The sequence below is a fragment of the Geminicoccaceae bacterium genome (genome assembly GCA_020638465.1).
Lineage (GTDB): Bacteria > Pseudomonadota > Alphaproteobacteria > Geminicoccales > Geminicoccaceae > JAGREO01.
In genome coordinates, this window is the sequence record JACKIM010000003.1 from 373,425 (window position 1) to 394,765 (window position 21,341).

11 protein-coding genes and 4 pseudogenes are annotated in these 21,341 nt (G+C 56.1%); 4 read left to right on the forward strand and 11 right to left on the reverse strand.

What is annotated here, in order from left to right; all coding sequences use genetic code 11:
• Positions 1–85 precede the first annotated feature (85 nt).
• The 3 genes and pseudogenes from H6851_21370 to H6851_21380 all read left to right on the forward strand — a co-directional run bounded on the left by H6851_21370 (position 86) and on the right by H6851_21380 (position 3,391).
• Positions 86–1,741, forward strand: a pseudogene (locus tag H6851_21370) (recombinase family protein).
• Positions 1,742–1,944: 203 nt separating this feature from the next.
• A pseudogene (locus H6851_21375) lies at positions 1,945–3,082 on the forward strand (site-specific integrase).
• Between the two features lie 87 nt (positions 3,083–3,169).
• Complete coding sequence (locus H6851_21380) at positions 3,170–3,391, forward strand: helix-turn-helix domain-containing protein (protein MCB9946153.1); 222 nt, start codon at positions 3,170–3,172, stop codon at positions 3,389–3,391.
• 51 nt (positions 3,392–3,442) lie between these two features.
• Here the strand turns inward: H6851_21380 and H6851_21385 are convergent.
• The 9 genes and pseudogenes from H6851_21385 to H6851_21425 form a co-directional block, all read right to left on the reverse strand.
• Positions 3,443–5,542: pseudogene (locus H6851_21385) on the reverse strand (ATP-binding protein).
• Positions 5,542–6,963 carry an SIR2 family protein gene (locus H6851_21390; protein ID MCB9946154.1) on the reverse strand — a complete coding sequence of 474 codons (1,422 nt, stop codon included), beginning with the start codon at positions 6,961–6,963 and terminating at the stop codon, positions 5,542–5,544. The pseudogene H6851_21385 and the gene H6851_21390 overlap by 1 nt, the downstream one beginning before the upstream one ends.
• Before the next feature lie 82 nt (positions 6,964–7,045).
• Positions 7,046–10,114, reverse strand: coding sequence for a DEAD/DEAH box helicase family protein (locus tag H6851_21395; GenBank protein MCB9946155.1), 3,069 nt, complete (start codon positions 10,112–10,114; stop codon positions 7,046–7,048).
• A 10-nt stretch (positions 10,115–10,124) separates the two neighbouring features.
• The gene (locus H6851_21400; protein MCB9946156.1) at positions 10,125–12,101 is read right to left on the reverse strand and encodes a site-specific DNA-methyltransferase; all 1,977 of its coding nucleotides are present in this window, start codon (positions 12,099–12,101) and stop codon (positions 10,125–10,127) included.
• Positions 12,102–12,112: 11 nt separating this feature from the next.
• Positions 12,113–12,832 carry a DUF4391 domain-containing protein gene (locus tag H6851_21405; GenBank protein MCB9946157.1) on the reverse strand — a complete coding sequence of 240 codons (720 nt, stop codon included), beginning with the start codon at positions 12,830–12,832 and terminating at the stop codon, positions 12,113–12,115.
• Positions 12,829–16,101 carry a DEAD/DEAH box helicase family protein gene (locus H6851_21410; GenBank protein ID MCB9946158.1) on the reverse strand — a complete coding sequence of 1,091 codons (3,273 nt, stop codon included), beginning with the start codon at positions 16,099–16,101 and terminating at the stop codon, positions 12,829–12,831. The genes H6851_21405 and H6851_21410 overlap by 4 nt, the downstream gene beginning before the upstream one ends.
• Positions 16,088–16,300 carry a helix-turn-helix domain-containing protein gene (locus H6851_21415; GenBank protein ID MCB9946159.1) on the reverse strand — a complete coding sequence of 71 codons (213 nt, stop codon included), beginning with the start codon at positions 16,298–16,300 and terminating at the stop codon, positions 16,088–16,090. Before H6851_21415 ends, H6851_21410 begins: the two co-directional genes overlap by 14 nt.
• Before the next feature lie 79 nt (positions 16,301–16,379).
• Positions 16,380–16,952 (reverse strand): recombinase family protein, encoded by a 573-nt coding sequence (locus tag H6851_21420; protein MCB9946160.1) that lies wholly within the window; start codon positions 16,950–16,952, stop codon positions 16,380–16,382.
• Positions 16,953–17,103: 151 nt separating this feature from the next.
• Positions 17,104–18,312, reverse strand: coding sequence for a hypothetical protein (locus H6851_21425; protein MCB9946161.1), 1,209 nt, complete (start codon positions 18,310–18,312; stop codon positions 17,104–17,106).
• A gap of 32 nt (positions 18,313–18,344) precedes the next feature.
• Between H6851_21425 and H6851_21430 the strand changes: the two genes are divergently transcribed.
• Positions 18,345–18,671: an IS1 family transposase gene (locus H6851_21430; protein ID MCB9946162.1), complete on the forward strand. Its 327-nt coding sequence runs from the start codon at positions 18,345–18,347 to the stop codon at positions 18,669–18,671.
• A 79-nt stretch (positions 18,672–18,750) separates the two neighbouring features.
• Here the strand turns inward: H6851_21430 and H6851_21435 are convergent, their stop codons facing one another.
• Complete coding sequence (locus tag H6851_21435; GenBank protein MCB9946163.1) at positions 18,751–19,812, reverse strand: globin-coupled sensor protein; 1,062 nt, start codon at positions 19,810–19,812, stop codon at positions 18,751–18,753.
• Between the two features lie 116 nt (positions 19,813–19,928).
• Positions 19,929–20,838 (reverse strand): annotated as a pseudogene (locus tag H6851_21440) (DUF1738 domain-containing protein).
• Positions 20,839–21,341: the final 503 nt, after the last annotated feature.

Consider the following 21,341-nt stretch of genomic DNA (forward strand, 5'->3'; position numbering starts at 1 on the left):
GGACGGCAGGCCGCGCGGCGGAATTTTGCCGCGCAGATGAACAGGCGGGAGCCCGGCGGCTCCTGACACCACAGGAGACGCAAAGATGAAGGTCGCGCTTTACGCCCGCTATTCCTCTGACAACCAGCGCGACGCATCGATCGCCGATCAGTTCCGCATGTGCCGTCTGCGCGCCGAGAAGGAAGGCTGGCAGATTGTCGAGGAATATTCCGATCATGCGATCTCGGGCGCCTCGCTGCTGCGCCCCGGCATTCAGGCGCTGATCGCGGATGCGTCGCGCGGGCGGTTCGACCTGATCCTCGCCGAGGCGATGGACCGGCTGTCGCGCGATCAGGAGGATATTGCGGGCCTCTTCAAGCGCATGTCCTATTCGGATGTGAAGATTTTCACCCTTTCCGAGGGCGAGGTCTCGCATCTGCATGTCGGCCTCAAGGGCACGATGAACGCGCTGTTCCTGAAGGATCTGGCCGACAAGACCCGGCGCGGCCAGCGCGGCCGGGTCGAGGCGGGCAAATCCGGGGGCGGCAACGCCTATGGCTATGACGTGGTCAAGAAGCTGGACGGCAATGGCGAGCCGATCCGCGGCGACCGCACGATCAACGAGGCGCAGGCCGAGGTGGTGCGGCGCATCTTCCGCGAATATGCCGCCGGCAAATCCGCCAAGATGATTGCGGTGGGGCTGAACAAGAGCGGCATTCCCGCGCCCTCGGGCGGCGATTGGGGCTTCAGCACGATCAATGGCAACCCGAAACGCGGCAATGGAATCCTCAACAACGAGATGTATATCGGCAAGATCGTCTGGAACCGGCAGCGCTTTGTGAAGGACCCCGATACCGGCAAGCGCCAGGCGCGGCCGAACTCCGAGGAGGAGTGGGTGATCCAGGAAGTTCCCGAACTGCGCCTTCTCGATGACCACCTCTGGGCGGCGGTCAAGGCGCGGCAGAACGCGAACACGATCCGGCGGGCGCAGAACGGCAAAGCCGATCTGGGTCAGATCAATACCCGCCGCCGCCCGCGCTATCTCTTCTCCGGCCTGACCAAATGCGCCTGCTGCGGGGGTGGCTATTCGGCGATCTCGGCCACGCTGATCGGTTGCTCGACGGCGCGCAACAAGGGCACCTGCGACAACCGGGTGAATATCCGCCGCGACGAGCTGGAGGCGCGGGTGCTGAACGCCTTGCGCACGCGCCTTGTCGATCCCGCCCTTTTCGCCGAATTCTGTGACGCCTATACGCAGGAAAGCAACCGGCTGCGGATGGAAAGCCGCGCGGGGATCGCGGCGTAAGAAGCAGAAGTGCAAAAGATCGACCGCGAGGTCCAGAAGCTCATGGACCTCTATCTGAGCGACGCCCTGTCGGTGGATGACGTGAAGCAGCGCGGCGACAAGCTGCGGGCGCGCAAGGCGGAGCTGGAACATTTCCTAGCCGATGCCGACGAACCGCCGACGCTGCTGCACCCAGCCATGGCGGTGCAATACCGCAAAAGCGTGCAGGGGCTTTACGAGGCCTTGCAGGACCCATCGGAAGGCAAGCGTGTTGAGGCGGCGGAGATCATCCGCTCACTGGTCGACCGGATCGTGCTAACGCCGGTGGATGGCAGAATCGAGATCGACGTTCAGGGCGATCTTGCTGGAATCCTTACGCTTTCCGCAAAAACGAAAAACCCCGCCGGAGAGCGGGGTGGATCGCAAGTAAAGATGGTTGCGGGGGTAGGATTTGAACCTACGACCTTCAGGTTATGAGCCCTATGTAAAGCTATAAGCCTCAACAAGAGCCAATTTTTTATCATAGTATAATCAACAACTTGCATGAACACCCCCTGTTGAGGTATATTGAGATTTAGGGGTAATTATCGAAAGCAACTGCCCCTAAAGTGCCCCCAAGCCGACCTTCAGGCATCTGTAACCTGAAGGTCGCAGGTTTTCTCCGGCCCCATGAGGTTCCCATGGCCACCATCGAAAAGCGCGAGCGCAAGACCGGCACGGTCTATCAAGCCGATGTGCGCATTCACGGTTTTCCACGCCAGAAGAAAACCTTCAAACGCCTGACCGATGCCAAGCTGTGGGCACAACAGACCGAGGCGTCGATCCGCAAGGGCGAGTTCCAGAACGTGGTCTCGACAGCGCGGAGCAAGACCCTGAATGATGTCATCCAGCGCTATCGTGACGACGTGCTGCCCCACAAGGCGGAAACGACGCAGCGGGCAGAGACAACCTATATCGGCTTCTGGGAGCGTGAGCTGGGCGAGTATTCCCTCTCCTATCTGAAGCCGGAGCTGATCAGCGCCAAGCTGCGAGAGCTGGGCGAAGCCGGCGATGGCCGCCGCAAGGCGGACGAAGAGGACACCAAACCGAAAGCACCGGCCAAGCCGAAGAGCCGCAAGACCCTGAAGCACTATCGGGACACCCTGGCGCTTCTGCTGAAACACGCCAAGCAATGGGGCTGGACAGCGACCAATCCCATCGACGGGGTCAACAAGATCACCAAGATCAGGAACGAGCGCACGCGGTTCCTGAGCGACGATGAGCGCACAAGCCTGCTTGCGGCCTGCAAGGCCAGCGACAAACGAGCATCTGTATCCCGTCGTCATCCTTGCCCTTTCAACCGGTGCCCGGAAGAATGAAATCCTTTCCCTGACTTTCTCCGACCTTGATCTGAAGCGGGGCATTGCCGTCTTGAGGGATACCAAGAACGGGGAAACCCGTGCGGTGCCCATCGTGAAGAGCCTTCAGGTGCTGCTGAAAGCGCATCTGGAAAAGGTCGGGACATTCTATGACGGCCTGGACTACGCGCCCCCTGCCCACTGGGTCTTCCCCCGTCGGGATGCCATGGCACCGATCGACATTCGCACGGCATGGGAGAATGCCCGTGACGCAGCCGGTCTCATTGATTTCCGCTTCCATGACATTCGCCATTCGGCGGCGAGCTACCTCGCCATGAACGGCGCAAGCCTCGTGGAAATTGCCGAAGTGCTGGGACACCGGACGCTCCAGATGGTCCGCCGCTATGCCCATCTGTCGGAAAGCCACGTCAAGGAGTTGGTTCAAAGCGTCAACGACAAGGTGCTGCCCGCCGAGCTGTAATGGCTACACTTCATTGTTCGGCAAGGGAAAATCGGGTATAGATAAGGTTCCTGCTCTTTATAGGCCCCTTATACCATGAGGTTTACCATGGTGGATTATCGGGACCTGGCAACCGTGAAGCAGGTAGCGGCCGAAGCGCCGTTCATCACGGAAGCCACGCTGCGCTGGTGGATTTTCCATGCGGAAACGAATGGACTGAAACCTGCTCTGCTGAAGATCGGTGGACGTGTCTATATCGACCGCGCCGAATTCAACAAGTGGCTGGAGGGTCAGCGCATGGCTCCGAAGCCGTTGATGCCTGCGGCCTGACCGGCCTCCATCCTCGACCGAAGCCCCGTCAGCAATGGCGGGGCTTCTTTCTCAGAACGGGATTTCATCATCAAGGTCGCCCGGTGGCGCAGCTATCGCAGGGATCGCCGCCTCCGACGAGGTTGTAGTGATGACAGGAGCTTCGTCTTGGGTCAGGCCCCAGTTCTCAACAACATCCGCAAGTGGGAAATTCGCTTCACCACTCCAGTCCACGAATGGCGCAGCCGTAGCGCTCCACGGCTCTTTCGTCGGCATTTTAATTTGTACGCGAGCGGGAATGTGCACGGCACTACCAAACACAATGGATTCCCCTGCTGCAAGCACCGTTACCTGATCGAGAAGCCGTTGCGCCTGCTTCGGGATAATGCGTCGGAAATGGTCAATATCATCTGGATTTTGGAGCCGGTGAGAGAAGAAGTTGGCGCACTGACTAATGATTGTAGGGCTGATTTCACTAGGGCGCTGACTAGCGACAATAAGCGACAATCCAAACTTGCGCCCCTCTTTGGCAACACGCTCGAAAGCACGCCTCGAAAGACTTTGCCCTCGATCTTCGACGCGCCCCGCTGGCCTTGCGTAGTTGTGCGCTTCCTCCAGTACTAATAACCAAGGATACCGACTACGCACATCGGGACGCAGCATTTCCCGTGTTTCAAGCAGAATTCTGCCGAGAACCGCACACGCGAAGGGCAACACTTCCGATGCCAACATTGAAAGATCGATGACCGACACCCTCGAACCGGATTTTTGCCCGATCCCCAGTTTCGCCATCCAATCCTCGTAGCTGCGGATTGCCTGATCTTCATAACTGAAGAATGATCACCAACGTCTATCATCAAGCCGCGTCCGAAGCCTTAGCTTCAAAGTCAGGAGATACTGATCTATCCGCTTGCTGCCCTCTTGGTCTGTAGATCTATCAACCAAATTGGGGTCACGAAACTCATGAAGGGGAATAAAACGCGGAGCATCGGCGGTCTTAGCGAAATTCACCCCCTCATGTTGACGCTCTGAAATTTTGGCGAGAAGCGACGATCTGATTTTACCAAGTCGATCTCTAACATCCCTGTCGTCAGCAATTTTCCGCCACTGGTTCGCGGCATCTGGCGTCCAATTCAGTGCGTTCGAGAATGCATCCCAGTCGATATCAGGCGCATACTGTTTTGCATGACTGACGTAGACATCAAAGGTGCCGCCAGCCGGTTGCCGAGGGTCATCAAGCCAAGATAGTGCGGAATCAATTTTGTCTATCGCAACCTGCAAAGGATCGTAGGTTCCAGTTCCGCCTTGATTGGCTTTGGCGATTGACCACCAATCCTTGAGAACAGGCTCCTGGGTTGCCTCGGAAGCTTGCAGCCAATCACAGACTTCCTCACCGTTCATGAGCCAAGCGGGCAGACAAAATTCCTCGCCATTCAGATAGATTTTATTCGGATCGCGCGTATAGGATGCCCGCGTGGCGTCTAGGAATGCGTTCGCATATTCGCCGTTGATATCGAGAATAAAAATATGTGGCTCCGCATCTGCGACTGCGGAGAATTTCTCATGTTCGATGATACCCCGCACCAAGCTGGCAACCGTATAGGATTTTCCCGACCCAGTATTCCCAACCACTGCTAGAGGCCGAGCAAAGAGGTCGTTGAACGATGCTTTCACCTTCGTGTTTTCATCGCCAGTTTGATGACCGACTTCCAGCGGGAAGTCATAGTCTCCTTCAGACCACTCTCTCGGTTTATTACGCTCTGGGGGATAGGCAAAGATACCCGCAAGAACATCCGGGTTCGCCACCTCTGCCGGTGTGTCAAGAGTTGGCAGAACTGTAATGCCGGGGTCGAATTTCCAAGCCGATTTGCCGCTTTTTTTTACGGTTCCCAATAACTGCACCGAAGCTACTCGGCGAGGTTTCGTCAGCTCTAGGGATAGTTCCTCATCGCGGGTCGGGTCATAGCTTTCCCGAGCTTCCAAGTCGCTCAAAACCCCGATTGCATGAGTGCCGGCGCCAAGGTCAAAGGTGAGGAAAGAATTGATCGCCACAGCCCGCTGAACACCGTCAGGCGTGGCACGCGACGACGATTTGGAATCAGGTGACAGCTCCACCTTCAGCCTGAAACCATTGACAGCCACCACATGACCTATGACGCGCGGCTGCTCCATCAGGCACCGCCTTCCGGCACGTCTGGCTTCTTGTCTTCAACTTTCCGAATTTGCTCTTCAAAAGACCGAAGGCGCTTGTAATCGTCCAACCACTTCACATCTGGCATGATGTTTTGTGCGAAATCGGCGAACGTCGCTACCGAGTAGGAACACGAGGCGCCGTCGCCAAGTCGTTCGGTCAGAACGAATGCCCTTTGTCCCAAGCTCTGATATCGCCGAATTCTTTCGACGATTGCGCTCTGCGGGTTCGGTTCTACCACCAACATGACCAGGGACGGGTTCATCAAGGCCGTCTCGATGATCCGCGTGACGTGGTCATCACCAAAGCCGTAACCAACCACAAGCAGAAAAGTTTGCGGCTGGTTCAGGCGAGCATGAAATAGCCGGAACAAATGCGCATAGGGCATATCCAGCGTCTGAGTGAATTTCTGCGAGGTCGGCAATATCCCAAAGGAATGTATCGAAGCAAATTCATCGGATTGGAGTTGCTTCGCCTTCTCGTCGAGAGTTTGCTCCCTGTAATTGGCCGCAAAAGAAAGGTCGCGATGACGGGCACGATAAATGCCATCGCCATCCACATACCAATGGAGCGAGCCATGAAGTTTATATAGTTGGAGAAACTTATCAAAACGGCGCACCCGCCCTTCAGCCACGTCTCCTGGATAATAGATGTCCAGCCCATATACCGCTGGGTCAAACCGAGAGCTGGCCTTACCGGAAAAGCCATCAAAATACTGAATGCCCAGCTCCTCCAGCGCCTGCTCAAAGAGAGTGTCGTAATTCAGTGTAAAAAGATGCGTACGGCCTAGATTTGTGTCACGGGCAACGAGCTTCGCCAAGAAGGGAACATGCCCCGAGGATTTGTCGCCAGCCTCTCCTGAAAGTTCTCCATGATCAATCTGAAGCGCGCATTCGGCAAAAATCGACTTCTCGATCAAGCCACTCAAGGCAAGCAGATCATCAGCCGGAACTGTCAGGGGAGCAGCTTCCCCCTCCGGCAAATCGCCTTTCCACACCACCGCTTCAACAGGTGACTTTTCTGGCTTTGTTATACCTGACGCATTGAACAGGTAGCTAAGCCAATCCTCGAACCCGACAGGCCCGTTGCCTTCTTCGGCAGACCATTGGGATTTGCGATGCTTGAGGATTGCCTCCGCTCGCTTTGGCAAAACGCATTTCTCAACAGCATCAAGAACAAGGCACTCCAGATTGTTGCTTTTCGGACCAGCCATCAGTCTGCCGCCAGCTCCAAAGGAACATCCGGCTGCCGTCAGCACGACCACATTTTCCATTCGCAACCAATCAGCCAGAAGAGCCTGGGTTCTTCTAAGGCCATCTTCCGGCGTCTTGTCGGCCAACAAATCGGCACTCTCGCCTGCGGAAACCGGCGACAACAATTGATACTTACAAACATCAGTCATTTAGCGACCTCCTCATGGGAGGTCGCCAGCACAAAGCGGCCTCGATAAATCTGAAATTTTTTCAGGCGCGCTTTGCCCTTGTTCATGCAGCCGCCCCTCCCACGATATCCATCAGCTTGGCGTAGTCGGTGACAACGTCATATTTGACGCGCTCGCCGACGGCGCCTTCGCTGATTTCGGCGAAGAACTTCCGGGCACATTCGATCTTTGTGCGCTCGATCTCGCGGAGCTTCATGGTGGACATGGAGCCCTTCGTCTCGGCGACGAAGTAGATGTGCTTGACGCTGCCTTCCTTGAACGAGATTGCCCAATCCGGGTTGTAGTCCCCAACTGGCGTCGGGATTAGGAAACCGCGAGGGAGCTTGGCGTAGACGACGACCTCGCTGCTTGTATCCAGCTCCTCGACAAAGCGCTTCTCCACATCGGAATCGGTCACGACATAGTCATGGACGTGGTTCTGCATCCGCATGGCACGGGAGAAGTCCTGACTGGTCTGGTTCGCCGTGAAGATGTCCACCCCGTAGCGGTCGGTGACGGCGTCATAGTCCAGACGCTCGATAATCATTGTCGCCTTCTGCTCGGCGATCAGGCGGGAGGCTTCGGCAATGAAATGTTCCGGGTTCTGTTTGAATTGCCAAAACACACTGGCCTCGATCCCCGTCAGAATGGCCGCTGCCGTCGCCCGTGTCAGGCGGGCATTTTCAGCGATCTTTCCGATAAGGTCATATTTGACCAGCGAATGAACCGACCCGCCCTGTTCGGTCGCCGTGGCAGTGACCTTGAAGCCGTCCCCGGTCTTCAACTGGTCATCGGTCAGGTCATCCAGCTGCTCGCCGACCTGCACGGTATACTGCAAGGGCGTGACACGAAGTTGGCTATCAAGGGCGCTGATGCATTTGCGAACAAGCTCGTCTGAATCAAAATCGACCCGATAGACGGCCTTCTGGTTGATCCTAGCCCAAAGCTCCTGAAACTCCTTCTTCTCGAAATTGGCGTTCAAGGGGTTGGTCTTGGGCTTGCGACCGTCTTCGACCTTCGGCAGTTGGGCATCGCTGAAGACGCTGTCGATCAGCTGGTAAATCTGTTCCGCATGCGGCTTCAGATCATCGGGCAAATCGGCCAGCGTTCCCGCTTCCTTGGCCTCATGATAGGCGGTGGCGATCTGGTCAGCGTCGTCCGTATAGTCATTCTTGACCAGATAGCGATAAATCTGCTTTGCCATGGCTGGGGTAATTTCAACAGAACCGATGTCCGTGACGATGGTCTTGCCGGTGAAATAGGCTTCCGTCGCCTGACGCGGCCGTGCCGAAAGGGTGTCGGAGATTTCCTTCTGCAAGCCACCGACAAAGTCACGATAACTCTCGCTCGCCACAACGGTCAGAATATTGACGTCATGCACAACGGCAGGATTGTCCATCCGGTCGCCGTGGCGATCAACAGAGAGACGAAGCCCGCGCCCGACTTCCTGGCGGCGGGAAATGGTGTTGTCGCCGTGCTTCAGCATGCACATGACAAAGACATTGGGATTGTCCCAGCCTTCGCGCAGGGCCGAGTGGGAGAAGATGAACCGGGTCGGTTCTTCAAACGACAGAAGCCGTTCCTTGTCCTTCAGGATCAGGTCATAGGCGTCCACATCATCCGACAGCCCCGCATTCTCGCCCCGTGCAGCCGCTGCCGGGTCTTTCAGGCGGCTCGTTTTCTTGTCGATGGAGAAATAGCCGTTGTGGGTCTTGCCCACATCAATGCCGTCAAGATGCTTGCGATAGGCTTCGTTGTCGATTGCCAGCTCGGACAGGTACTCCTCCTTCAGGAGGGCATATTCTTCCTCGAACACCCGCGCATATTCGCCCTTCTCGTCGGCCTGATCGTAGTCGCGATATTTGACCACCTCGTCAATGAAGAATAGGGACAGCACCTTGATCCCCTGGGCGAAGAGCTGCTTTTCCTTATCCAAATGCGCCTTGATCGTTTCGCGTATCTGAATGCGGCGAATGTCCCGTTCGGACACATCCCCCGTGGCCTCGCCTGCTTTCAGCACTACGCCGTTGGTGAATTCCACCGTATCGTGATTGTAGTCGATCTGCGAAATGGTGAAGCCGTCGCGGTACTGGTCCAGCTCGCCGGACTCCGTGAACAGGTCGTCCCGGAACTCCAGCCGCCGAAGCTGCCGCTTGATCTCGCCGGATTTCAGCTTCACTTCCAGCTCGATCCGCGCCACGGGTGCCTTCTTCGAGATGTCGATCCCTTCGAGATAGAGATAGGCATTCGTCCCGGCGAGGCCGCGCGTATGGATACCCCGCACGGCGATTTTCTTCACCAGCTTCTGGTTATAGGCGTCGAGCGCATCAAGGCGGTGGATCTTGTTGTGCTGCGTTTTGTGGGTTGCAGAGTAACGCAGGATCATCAGCGGCTTGAATTTGGGCAAGGCTTCCATCGTGGCCTTGCCTTCCATCTTCTGCGGTTCATCCAGAATAAGGATGGGGCGGTTGCTGGCGATCACGTCGATCGGCTTACGGGACTGGAAATCATCCAGCTCGTCATAGATACGGCGGTTATCGGCGCCACGGGCATTGAACGCCTGGATATTGATCACCATGACATTGATGCCGGCGTCCGAAGAAAAGCTCTCCAGCTCGTGCAAGCGTTTGGAATTGTAGATGAAGAACCGCGCCTTCTTGCCATAGCTCTCGGTAAAATGGTCGGCGGTGATCTGGAGGGATTTATAGACGCCCTCCCGGATAGCAATGCTCGGCACCATGACGATGAACTTCGACCAGCCATAGCGCTTGTTCATCTCGAACATGGTCTTGATGTAGCAATAGGTCTTGCCGGTGCCCGTCTCCATCTCGATATCGAGATTGAACTTGCAGCCAGCGCTCGTTACCAGCGCATCCGACATGGGCAGGTTCTGGCGGCGCTGCACGTCCTTGATATTGTTCAGCACCTGCACCTCTGGCAGGGCAATATCAGCGTTCTTGAACCCCTCATCCAGGGCACTGGCCTGACCGCGATAGCCCATGGAATCCCGCTTCGCATTGCCGGGGTCAATGCGATAGGTGATACCGCCCAGATTGGGCTGACCGGCGAAGCATTCCACAACGGACTCCACCGCATTGGTTTGATAAGGCTGGACCTTGAATTTCAGCTTCATGCCCGCGCCCTCAAATCGACTTGACGTCGGTGGTCGGCGAAAGCTGACGGAAAATCTGCTCGACGTTGATTTTCACGGCGTCGGAGACAAAGCCATTGTCACGGAACACGACACGAAGCGGTTCCGCCTTGGCCAATTCCTTCACCAGTTCCTCAGTAACGCCCGTCTCAAAACAGGCGACGAGGGCATTCTCATCGACGAAGAACACGGTCTTGCCCTGTACCGTCTCGCGACGGATCGACAATGTCAGATCAACACCCCAATCGACCAACACCTGAAATAGCAGGTCCTCCGGCGTCCGGTCCTTCTTGATATTGTCAACGGTATCCAACAAACCCTTCTGATCGAGTTCGTCAGGGCGGTAATACACATCTTCCATATTGGAGGTGTCGATTTTCAAGACACGGAAGCCAACGTCCTTGTTCCAGTCTGGGTGACAATCCCCACCAAGGACTTTCGTACCTGCACGGCGGATACGATCTTTACACAGCTCCGCAATGGTCGAATAACCGGCTTCTCTTGCCAAACTATCAGCTGAAGTCTCCTCTGCGATTTGAACACTTATGCATTGGCGATTTCCGCCCTGCATTGCATTCGCATGCATAACCCCGTGCGCGGTCGAGCCGGAACCGGCAAAGAAATCCATAACAATATCATCAGGCCCAGATAGATAATTCACCAACAGGGAAATATCCTTGTAGTTCTTTGGATTCTCGAAAACCCTTGAACCGTCAAATATCTCCTCAAACTCCAGCGTCGCTGTTTGAGCGTAACTGTATCTTACTGATGTGAGAACTTGGTCATTGTTTTCAAATAGGTTCGTTCGAACTCGGGGCACAGTGGTTTCATCCGGTCCAAAAACAATGCGACCTTTTTCAACTTCTTCATCGAAGCGCTTTTTTGTTGGATAACGCCAGCCACTTTTGGGCAGCTTGCACGGCTTTCCTGTCTCTGGATGAAGAACTTCATAGGTAGGCCCTCCACCACCGGGCCAATTGATGTTTCCATCATCCCGATATGGGCCTTTTCCATCAACCTTGGTAAATCGTGCCAAGGGTATTCGAGGATCATCTTCTTCAAACGATTTATAGAATTCCTTGAGACCAGAAGAAATTGCACTCCAGTCATCCCCATGCTCTTTCTTTAATTTATTGAACAAATCCCTAACCTCTTCGACACCTTCTTTAGGCGCCCGAAGTTTAATGTCGTGGTCTTTGAGCTCTTGGAGTGATTTCACATAGACAAGCATATACTCGTGACCAACAGAAAAATACTTTGCGTCGTTCTTCCTGTTTCGATCCCAAACCAATGCTGCGACGAAGTTGGACTCGCCGAAAACCTCATCCATAACATTCTTGAGCGAGTGGCATTCTATGTCGTCGATGCTTACCGCAATAAACCCGTCATCACGAAGAAGATTCCTAGCCAGCCGAAGGCGAGGATAGATCATAGACAGCCAGTCAGAGTGAAAGCGTCCGTTTGATTCAAGATTCGCAACCAACCTGTTCCCGCTACTATCGGACTGCATTGATTTCTCGAAAAAAACACTCGTATCAACGGAGAAGTCATCGTCGTAAACGAAGTCACCTCCTGTGTTATAAGGTGGATCAATGTATATGAACTTGACTGACCCTAGATATGCAATCTGAAGCAGCTTCAACGCATCAAGATTGTCGCCTTCTACAAAGAGGTTTCGTGTTCCATCAAAATTGTTACTTTCTTCGGAGACCGGACGGAGCGTCTTAGCAATTGGGGCATTTGCTAGTGCCAGCGACTCACGCTTCCCCGGCCAATCAAGTCGATAGCGTTCTTGTGGCCCTTCAACGATGTGGTCACTTAGCTCCTGACGAAGCTGATCGAAGTCGAAAGCGAGGCGCACATTGCCTTTCTCGTCAACCGCCTCAGTTACACAGCCAGGGAACAGGTCACGCATCTTCGCGATATTTTCCTGCGACAGGTCAGGGCTGTGCATCTTGAGTTTTTCCATTCTTCTGTCCCCTAGATATTCGTACCGGTCAGTTGGCTATCGGTCCGCCTGACTCCGCTTTGTTGTAATTCGGCCAATTCCTGATTGGCCTTGCGTAGCTCCGCATTGATCGCCACGCGCTTGTTGTATTGCTTTTCGCGAGTGAGCCGGGTCTTGATCCGCTCAACCTCTCGCGTCTTGGCACGGATTGCCTCCATCCGGTCTACCCGTGCCTGAATGTCTTCATCGCCCTGCCCCGGTGTGCCCATTTCCGCCGGCATGATTGCCGTGAGCAACCGGTCATAGAGTGCGCCGAGGTCAAGGGCGACGGGCAGCGGCATCCGCCCCGTTTCCTCCGGCACCCAATCGGTGGCGAAATATTCACTGACCACCCATTTGGCGCTGTCGGCCTCGCTTTGCCGTTTGAAGGCAGCGGCGGCCTTGCGCTTGCCGCGCCAGGTCAGCTCGAAGACCAAGGGAAACGGAATGGCCTTGTCGATCGCACGCAGGACAGTCTCGTCCAGTTTGCCGGTTTTGAGCGATATGCTGAAAACCTGAATCTCCGGCACCGATGCCGTAGCATTCAGGTTGATGGTTTCGGGTGCCAGCTTGTAGCGCCAGTTGATCTGGTCAACCTCGCGCACAAACAAGTCCTTCAGGGCCGTGTTGGCACCGGCATGCTCGTAAATCTTGTTTTTCGGCACCACACGGCCAAAGGCAGCGCTTTTGGGGTAGTCGAAGAAAGCACTCACGCTTCACCCCCTTCCACCACCACGAAGGCAATCAGTTCAAAATCGTTCAGGCCGGCGATGGCATGCACCAGCGCCGTGGTGCGACCGCCGCTGAAAAGGCTGTCGATATCCTTCTCTTCCTTCACCTCGATCATGGAGCGAATGGCGCTGGAAAGGAGGTCGGAATAGCGGTCCATCTGCTGGCCGTCGCGGGTGCGCTCATTGAAGATGCGGCAGACTTCCGGCAGGGGTGCCGAGCGCCCCTTGCAGCTGGTGCGGATCAGGTCAAGCAGGCGCTTCACCTCGGTATGGTCGGCAATGACCTCACCATCGTCACTGATATAGACGAGGTAGAACGGGTGCAGGCGGTTTTGCTGGTTGATGTTGACGCTGTCATGGATGTTCTTCAGCGCGAAGATCGCACCGGGCTGAAGCCCCAGCTCCGGCTGGGCAGGCACAACGGCGTGCATGCCGTTCGGCAGATTGTCCAGCTCGCCATGTTCCTTGACATAGTTGAGCAAGTCCATGCGGAAATCGTTGAGGCCAAGATCGGTGATAGAGATACCGGTCTTCACATCTTCCAGCTCGATCACCTCGTCCTGAAGGCGCTTCAGTTGGTCTTTGCGATAGGCAATATCACTGGACTTGGCCGTTAGGACGTTGTCATCCCCCGTGGCGGCCACATCCGCAATGACCATGCGGTTTTCGACCCGTTCTTTCAGGTTGATATATTCGTCCAGCGTGATGTCCGGCCAGTAGTTCACCAGCTGGATTTGACTGTTCGGCGAGCCGATACGGTCAATCCGGCCGAAGCGCTGGATGATGCGCACCGGGTTCCAATGAATGTCGTAATTGACGAGAAAATCGCAGTCCTGAAGGTTCTGCCCTTCGGAGATACAATCCGTGCCGATCAGGATATCCAGCTCACCCGGTTCATTGGGCAGGACAATCGCCTTTTCCTTGGAGCGTGGCGAGAACAGGGTCAACACGCCCTGGAAATCATAGCCCTTTTTGAGCGTGGTCTTCGGTGCATCGGAGCCTGTGACCTTGCCCGCATGCAGCCCCAGCTGTTGGGCAAAGGGCGCCAGATTGGCATAGAGATAGTTTGCCGTATCCGCAAAAGCCGTGAAGACCAGCACCTTCCGATTGCCCGGATTGAGCGGCTCATCAATTTTCTTCCGCAGAAGCTCCATCAGGTTCTGGAGCTTGGCATCATCCTTCGGCTCCACCAGCTCCATGGAGGTCACCAGTGCCTCGATCAGGGCAAGGTCGGCCTCAAGGTCATGTTTCCATGACGGCAGATCCATGTCCGCAAGGCTGATCTGCACCTTCTTTCCGACCGTGAAATCGCCAAGACCGGCGAGGTCATCATCCTCGGCATCCAGAAAATCGGCATCGGCCAGATAGTCGCTAACGCTTTGGGCGCTGCCGGAACGCTCAAAGTCATTGATGGCGTCAAGGGCTCGGGTGATGTTCCCGCCCAGCGCCCGCAAGGTAATGCGGAATGCCTCGACCGAACTTTCCAACCGCTTGAGCAGGTTGGTGGTCATGAGGGCCTGAAGGCTCCGCTCCCGGTCTGCCTGACGCAGCTTGCCCCGCCCGCCTTCGACCTGGGTGTCGTAAATCTCTTCGTATTTGCGAAGACGGCTCGGCAGGATGTAGCTGATCGGCGCATAGACCGCGAGCTTCAGCACCGATAGCTGGGAGAAAATATCGTTTAGCCCCATCACATCCGTCCGTTTGGTGATCGGACAATGAAACGACAGCGGCTTGCGCCGTTCGGGGAATTTTCCGATATCCTTCGTGTCGTAGAAGGTTTCGATATGCTTGCGTGACCGCGCAATGGTCACGGCATCCAGAAGCTCGAAGAAGTCGAAATCAAGGGCCTTCAGAATAGAAGCGGCGGTCCGCTCCTCTGGCGGCAGTTCGGACCAGGCATTGAAGGTTTTCTGGGCACGGCGGAAAATTTCTTCGACGCTTGCCTGCGACTTCAGGTTCTTGCTGAGCGCCTCGGACTGGCCTTCATAGGCCAGCGCCAGCTGGTTCCGCAGGTCTGTGAAACGATTATTGACCGGCGTCGCCGACAGCATCAGAACCTTGGTCTTCACGCCCGCGCGAATAACCTTGTTCATCAGCTTCTGGTAACGAGTTTCACGATCCTTATAGACGTCGTTGTTCCGGAAATTGTGGGACTCGTCGATCACGACAAGATCATAATTGCCCCAGTTCACACGGTTCAGCGGAATACCGAAGGAATCACCGGACGTGCGCGAAAGGTCCGTATGACAGAGGACGTCGTAGTTCAGCCGATCCGTGGCAAAGATATTCGTCGTCAGGTTGGTATTGTAGTTGCGCCAGTTGTCCGCGAGCTTTTTTGGACAAAGCACCAGAACCGCCCGGTTGCGCAGCTCGTAATATTTGATAACGGCCAGGGCGGTGAAGGTCTTTCCAAGACCAACACTGTCAGCAAGGATACAGCCGTTATAGGTTTCCAGCTTGTTGATAATGCCGGTTGCGGCATCCCGCTGGTAGTTGAACAGTTTGTTCCAAACCACGCTGTCACGATAGCCAGTAAGGTCGTTCGGCAGAACGTCCTCGTCCACATCTTCCAGGAAGTCCTGAAAGATGTTGTAGAGCATCATGAAATACACCCGCTCCGGCGAATTCTCCTGATACACGGATTCGATGTGATCGCAGATCGCTTCCGTGACATCCTGAACCTTGTGCGGATCGGACCAGATTTGGTCGAACAGCTGGAGATACATCTGGGTGTGGTTCGGGTCTTCAAAGCGGGTGACGAAGTTGGAAACCGCATCCCCCTTCTGATAGCCAAGATCAACCGCCGTGAAGCCGCTGATCGGCATATAGGCGACGCCCTCACCCGTGCCGCCCACATGCATGAATTGCTGCATCGGCGCTTTGGTCGTATTGGACCGGAAACGCGCTTTCTTTCGTATCCACTCAGCGCATTCCCGCGCCACCGCCCGCTGGGTCAGCTTGTTGCGGAGATGAATTTCAAATTCTGTTCCGTAGAGGCCGGTTTCGCGGCGGTTTTTCGGGATGAAAAACTCTCGCCGTTCTTTGCGCATGCGATCCGTCGCTTCGGTCGGCACAAAGGTCGGGGCAGTGAAAATGAATTGCAGGCTGTCGATCTTTGACAGTTCCGACTTCAGCGCCTCGAAGGCGTAAATCGAGAAACAGGACGCAGCAATCTTCAGGCGGGAACCGCGCCCGACAGTCCCTTTCACATCATCGCCAAGAAGCTGGGTCGTGTTGTCAATGATCTTCATTGCGATGGTTCGCTCCGCCTTTTCCGCCCTGCTGTTTTCGCGCCTCTATCCAGGCGTCGATATCGCCTTTGCGAAACCGCCAGGAACCACCAATCTTGAAGCCGGGTATCTCGCCTTCAGCGGCAAGCCGGTAAGCGGTCTTCTCGGTCAGCTTGAGATACTCAGCCACCTCCCGGATTGTCATGACGTCGGTATCCATACCGATCCTCGCTTAGTTTTCGCTATTTGAGAAAATACGGGAAGATTCGGGAACCGTGAAGTACAATCTGCCGTATATATCAATTTTTCCGATTGCCAGCCCGAGCAGAAGGCAGGTGTCGATACAGGGTAGCGGTGGAGACCCCGAACTGTTTGGCGACCTGGGCGACACTGTTCTCCGGGTCGCCCACAAGGGTTGCAGCCATACGGAGGTCAGCTTTGGATAGCTTTGATGGTCGTCCGCCTTTGCGACCACGGGCACTGGCGGCATCAAGCCCCGCCCTTGTCCGTTCGCGGATCATGGCACGTTCAAACTCTGCCAAGGCACCGAAGATATGGAAGACCAACATGCCGCCAGCGGTCGTCGTGTCGATGGACTCGGTCAGGGAGCGGAAACCAATATCCTTGGACTGAAGCAACGCCACCGTGTCGATAAGCTGGCGCATGGAGCGTGCCAGACGGTCGAGCTTCCAGACAACCAGCGTATCCCCCGGCCGCATGAAATCGAGCGCCTGCTCAAGCCCCGGCCTGTCGGCCTTGCCGCCCGAAGCGGTTTCCTCGAAGATGCGCTCGCAACCGGCTGCCTTCAGGGCGTCGGTCTGGAGCGTTAAATTTTGTTCGGCTGTTGATACACGGGCATAACCAATATTCACTCTTCTCAAAATCCATTGATTGAAATGCTGTCAGTGTACCAGCTTTCGCGATGGGTTTTGAGAAAATCAAAATGGCGGAAACAGATTCCGCCATTCTCGATACTGTATCGGCGTCAAAAACGTCCGTTTATTTCACTCCGCTACAAGATTCCTACATGTCACAGGATGTTGGTGGTGTACACGATGCCGTACAGCCATTAGACGCACTAGAAAATGATCCGTCCGCCTGACAAGTGTAGGTTTGATACGTGCCCGAGGTATAACCACCACAGGTACAAGGTGCGCCTGATGGGCTGCACGAGGAATTGTATGTGAAGCCAACCAAGCGATACGAGCCGTCATAGAGGCAAGGCGCGGGGTCTTTTTTGCAAAGTCCATGGATCGAATAGTAAGCATCGGTAGCTGACATGTCGCCAACCTGACTTACAAGCGTCCATCCTGTGCCACAGTTTGGAGCTGAATTGACGGAATGAACCAGCTTGTATTCATTTCCACCATCTCCTCCTCCGCCGCCACCGCCCGTCGGCGCATCAGAACTACAATTGATCTTTGTGCCATTCGACGTACACCATTTACCGACACCAAGAGCCCCAATGCGAGCATCTTCCCCGGCGGGGGCTGCCTGATCGCACACCACCTGCGAGCCGGTGCCCCGACACCATTTATCGCCGGTAGTCGCGCCTACTTTCGGATCGCTTTCGGTAATAACATAGCTTTCGCCGGCATTGACGCATTGGAAGCCGCTTCCGTTGCTTCGGAGAAGCTGGCTACTTGAACATGTGGGGAGTGCTGTTTTGGCAAACCCTTGAACAGTCGGATCGCCCTCCGGCAAGCATTGCCAACTTCCTGTTTCCGCGTTCCATCGCAACTTGGCATTCACATCGTGGCAGGCGCCCGGCATGGCCGCCTTGGCGTGATCCTTCACATCCGCCATACCGGATTGCAGGGTGCTGATAGCCGCGTCTTGGGCTTTGCTAACGTTATAGCCTTCCGGCTGATTTTTTGCTACATCTCGCGTAGAGTGGCTGAGCGGGGGAATATGATGCATTGTCCGAAATGCGGTTCGGAGGTCCGGACGAAGGCGGGGTTTATCGGTGAGGTTCAGCGTTGGCTGTGCAAGTCGTGCGGCTGCAAATATACGCGCAGTACGAGGCACGGGATGGGAGACGGGATCAGACGTCGGGCGTTGCAGCTCTATCTCGAGGGCATGGGCTTTCGCGCGATCGGGCGGGTTCTGGGTGTTTCGAATGTCGCCGTTCTCAAGTGGATCCGGGCTTTTGGCGAGGAGGTCGAGCGGATGCGCAGGCCCGGTCCGCCGCCGAAGATCGCGATGATCGACGAGATGTGGCACTTCGTTCATGCCAAAAAAACGAATGCTGGCTGTGGATATCGATGTGTTATCTCACAAGATGCATCCTCGGCGTTCATGTGGGCGGACGAAGCGCCCACGACCTGAAGAGCTTTCTCAAATCGTTTCCCCAAGCCCAGGGGCGCATCACCTTCACCGACGATCTCGCCGCCTACGCGGCCGTGCTGCCGAAAGGCGCACATTTCACCGGCAAGATGCACACGCAACGGCTCGAAAGCCTCAACGCCAACGTCCGTCATCATCTCGCCCGATCCCGCCGCAAAACACGATGCACCACCAAATGCCCGCGCATGGCCTACCTCTCCGCGCTGCTCTTCATGCAGGCGCATAATAAAAAGCTATTTAGTTAGCAAATCCGTCACCGCCATAATCCTCCGTTTGAGGACTTATGACGGGTAGACAAAAAGCCTCGCTGACGGCCTTTCAGCTTCATACCCCCTCGACCAATCGGTTCAGCTCCTCGATCTGGGTGCTGACGGCTTCACGCATACTGTTCATGCGCAGACCCATTTCACCCGTTACACTCTTCTGCTCATGCATGGCGGTGGCGATCTGACCGGAAGCATCAAGGACGCCCGTAAACGAGCGCTGGACGTTTTCGATGATTTCCCGGAGCCTTTCGATCACATCGCCGATTTCCTTCAGCTTTGCCGTGACCTCTTCCGCCCCGGTTTCGGTGCCCGTCGCAAGTTTGCGCACCTCTTCGGCAACGACCGAGAAGCCCCGGCCGGATTCGCCCGCCCGTGCCGCCTCAATGGCGGCGTTCAGGGCCAGAAGTTTCGTTTGGTCGGCAATATTGGTGATGAGGTCAAGAAAGGTGCCGATAGCCTGAGAGGCGGCCTGCAAGCCGTTCACGGCCAGCACCGCGCTGTCGGCATGGGAACCGGCCTCTTCCGCCTGATGGGACGTATTATCGACGCTTGAGGCAATGTCGGAGATGGAGGCGTCCATCTCTTCGACCGCAACAGCGACGGAATGCACCTCGCCGTCAAATTGGCGGAGCTTCGCGATGGCCTCGGCGACCACATGGGCGGCATGGTCTTCCACCTGCTTTTGCTGGCGGTCAAGGACGGCCTGATACTGGCCGATCCCCTGCACGATATCCATGAACACGGCTTCGCAGATGATCGACGACAAGGCCAGGAGAAGCATGGGAGAGAAGCGGTAGTGCCGTTTTGCATGGGCAAGGAAGAGCTGGAGCAGAATACCGTAACCTTGCGCGAACAGGTCAGGCTTCAGACCGACCCGGGCATGGGCCTGTCCGATCCGCTCCATGCGTTTCCTGTAGGCATCGTCAAAGCCGCTCGTAAAGGTCGCCTTCCAATGCTCGGTCTGTGCGGCGCTCAGCGCCTCCGCCGTGCTACCCTCCAGAATGGCGGCCATTGCGGGGATTCTGCCGATGGCCTGATAAAACTCGGCCAAGACGGGCGCGACAATGGGCTGAACCAGCGGCCATGCGCCGGCGACAGTGAGCTTTCTATCGAAATACATGAAGAACAAGACCGCTTTTTATTGTTTTTCTTTTCGTCCTACAAATGATGATACCAATAAAACCACACCATAGGTGAGGTTTTATTGACGCAATTGCAGAAGAAAAAAGAGGCCGCCTAAGCGGCGGCCTCGGTGATGTCGGCGGGTTGAAGCCCGGTGAGATAATCACTTGCCCTTGCGGCCTGTGAGGCGGCGGTGAAGATCGCCTTCTTGTCGGCCTTGAGCACCTTCAGCCAGTTGTCGAGATAGGCGGCATGGTCGGGACGCGGCTCCAGCGTCACCCCGAGGTCGGCGCAGAGGAAGGCGGCTCCAAGCTCGGCCACAAGCTCTTCCATGGCATAGGCGTCGTCCCCGAAGCGTTTGCCGAACTGGCGGTCGCAGCGGTTTGAAGCGCCGGACCAATGGGCCAGCTCGTGAAGGAGCGTGCTCCAATAGGCTTCCGTTGCCGTGCTGGTCTCAGAGCCAAGGAACCGTTCCCGGTCGGGCATCTGGATGATGTCGTCGGAAGGACGGTAGAAGGCTCGGTCGCCGCCGTGGCGAACCACAGCGCCGGTTGCGGAGACGAAACGCGCGGCCTTGTCGATGGACTTCACCGGATCGGTCGGCTCAAGGATCGCCGAGGCTTCATAACCGTCCACCTGATCGGCATTGAAGACCCAGGACGCACGGGCCATAAGGCGCTTGCCGTGTTCGGTTTCACCGTCGTCCTTCTGATCTTCCACGTCGAACTCCTTGTAGAAGACCACCAGACTGGACTTTTCGCCCTTGCGCACCTGACAGCCCTTGTTCTGCCACTGGCGATAGGTGCCCCATGTGCCGGTCGCAAACCCGCGCACCTGGGCGCTAACCCAGAGATTGATGACGTTGATGCCGCGATAGGCGTTGCTGGTGTCGATATTGACGGGGCGGTTGAGCCCCTCACCGCTACGGTGCCAGGGCATTTGCCACTGGCCGGCGCCTGCCTCGATGGCGGCGATGATGTTGTCGGTGACCTGGGTATTAAACGTCTGTGCGTTGTGTGGTCATGGTGCCTCTCCTTGTCTTTTCTGGCCGCGCCCATCGCGGCCGTCCGATGGCGACCGGAAAGGCAGGGGCAAGACGGGCGGCGCACCCCAAGAAGACGCAGAGGGGCAAAGCCCCGACAGGGACTTCGCAGCGGGCCGGAGGGCACCGAAGGACGGAGAGCGGACTGTTTCTTGAAGCGAAGCGGCGCGAGGAATGATCAAGGATCAGGGGAAGAAACCGGATGGGAACCGTTGCGCCGAACGGCGTCCATGCCAGGTCAGGCCACAAATGAGGACGGCTCGTGGGCTTCGGCCAGCGACAAGGAAGTGAGGCTCCCCGCACAAGGCCAAAGACGCCTACACCGACTCCGAGACAACCCCGCCACGAACGGGCGGGGCCGATCCTTGGAACATGCCCTTACAGGGGTGAGGGCACTCGGCCTTATGCCCCTCAAAACAAAGACACCAGCTGACAGAGCGTAATAAAAACACCGTCAATATGTAACCGGTTCAAAAGTCCGGGCG

Bases quoted from the DNA above. Each gene is read 5' to 3' on its own strand.
- H6851_21400 (MCB9946156.1), bottom strand. From the start codon at position 12,101: ATGGAAAAACTCAAGATGCACAGCCCTGACCTGTCGCAGGAAAATATC.
- H6851_21410 (MCB9946158.1), bottom strand. From the start codon at position 16,101: ATGAAGATCATTGACAACACGACCCAGCTTCTTGGCGATGATGTGAAA.
- H6851_21435 (MCB9946163.1), bottom strand. From the start codon at position 19,812: ATGTATTTCGATAGAAAGCTCACTGTCGCCGGCGCATGGCCGCTGGTT.
- H6851_21380 (MCB9946153.1), top strand. From the start codon at position 3,170: ATGGTGGATTATCGGGACCTGGCAACCGTGAAGCAGGTAGCGGCCGAA.
- H6851_21415 (MCB9946159.1), bottom strand. From the start codon at position 16,300: ATGGATACCGACGTCATGACAATCCGGGAGGTGGCTGAGTATCTCAAG.
- H6851_21425 (MCB9946161.1), bottom strand. From the start codon at position 18,312: ATGAACGAAGTGCCACATCTCGTCGATCATCGCGATCTTCGGCGGCGG.
- H6851_21395 (MCB9946155.1), bottom strand. From the start codon at position 10,114: ATGAAGCTGAAATTCAAGGTCCAGCCTTATCAAACCAATGCGGTGGAG.
- H6851_21430 (MCB9946162.1), top strand. From the start codon at position 18,345: ATGTGTTATCTCACAAGATGCATCCTCGGCGTTCATGTGGGCGGACGA.
- H6851_21390 (MCB9946154.1), bottom strand. From the start codon at position 6,963: ATGACTGATGTTTGTAAGTATCAATTGTTGTCGCCGGTTTCCGCAGGC.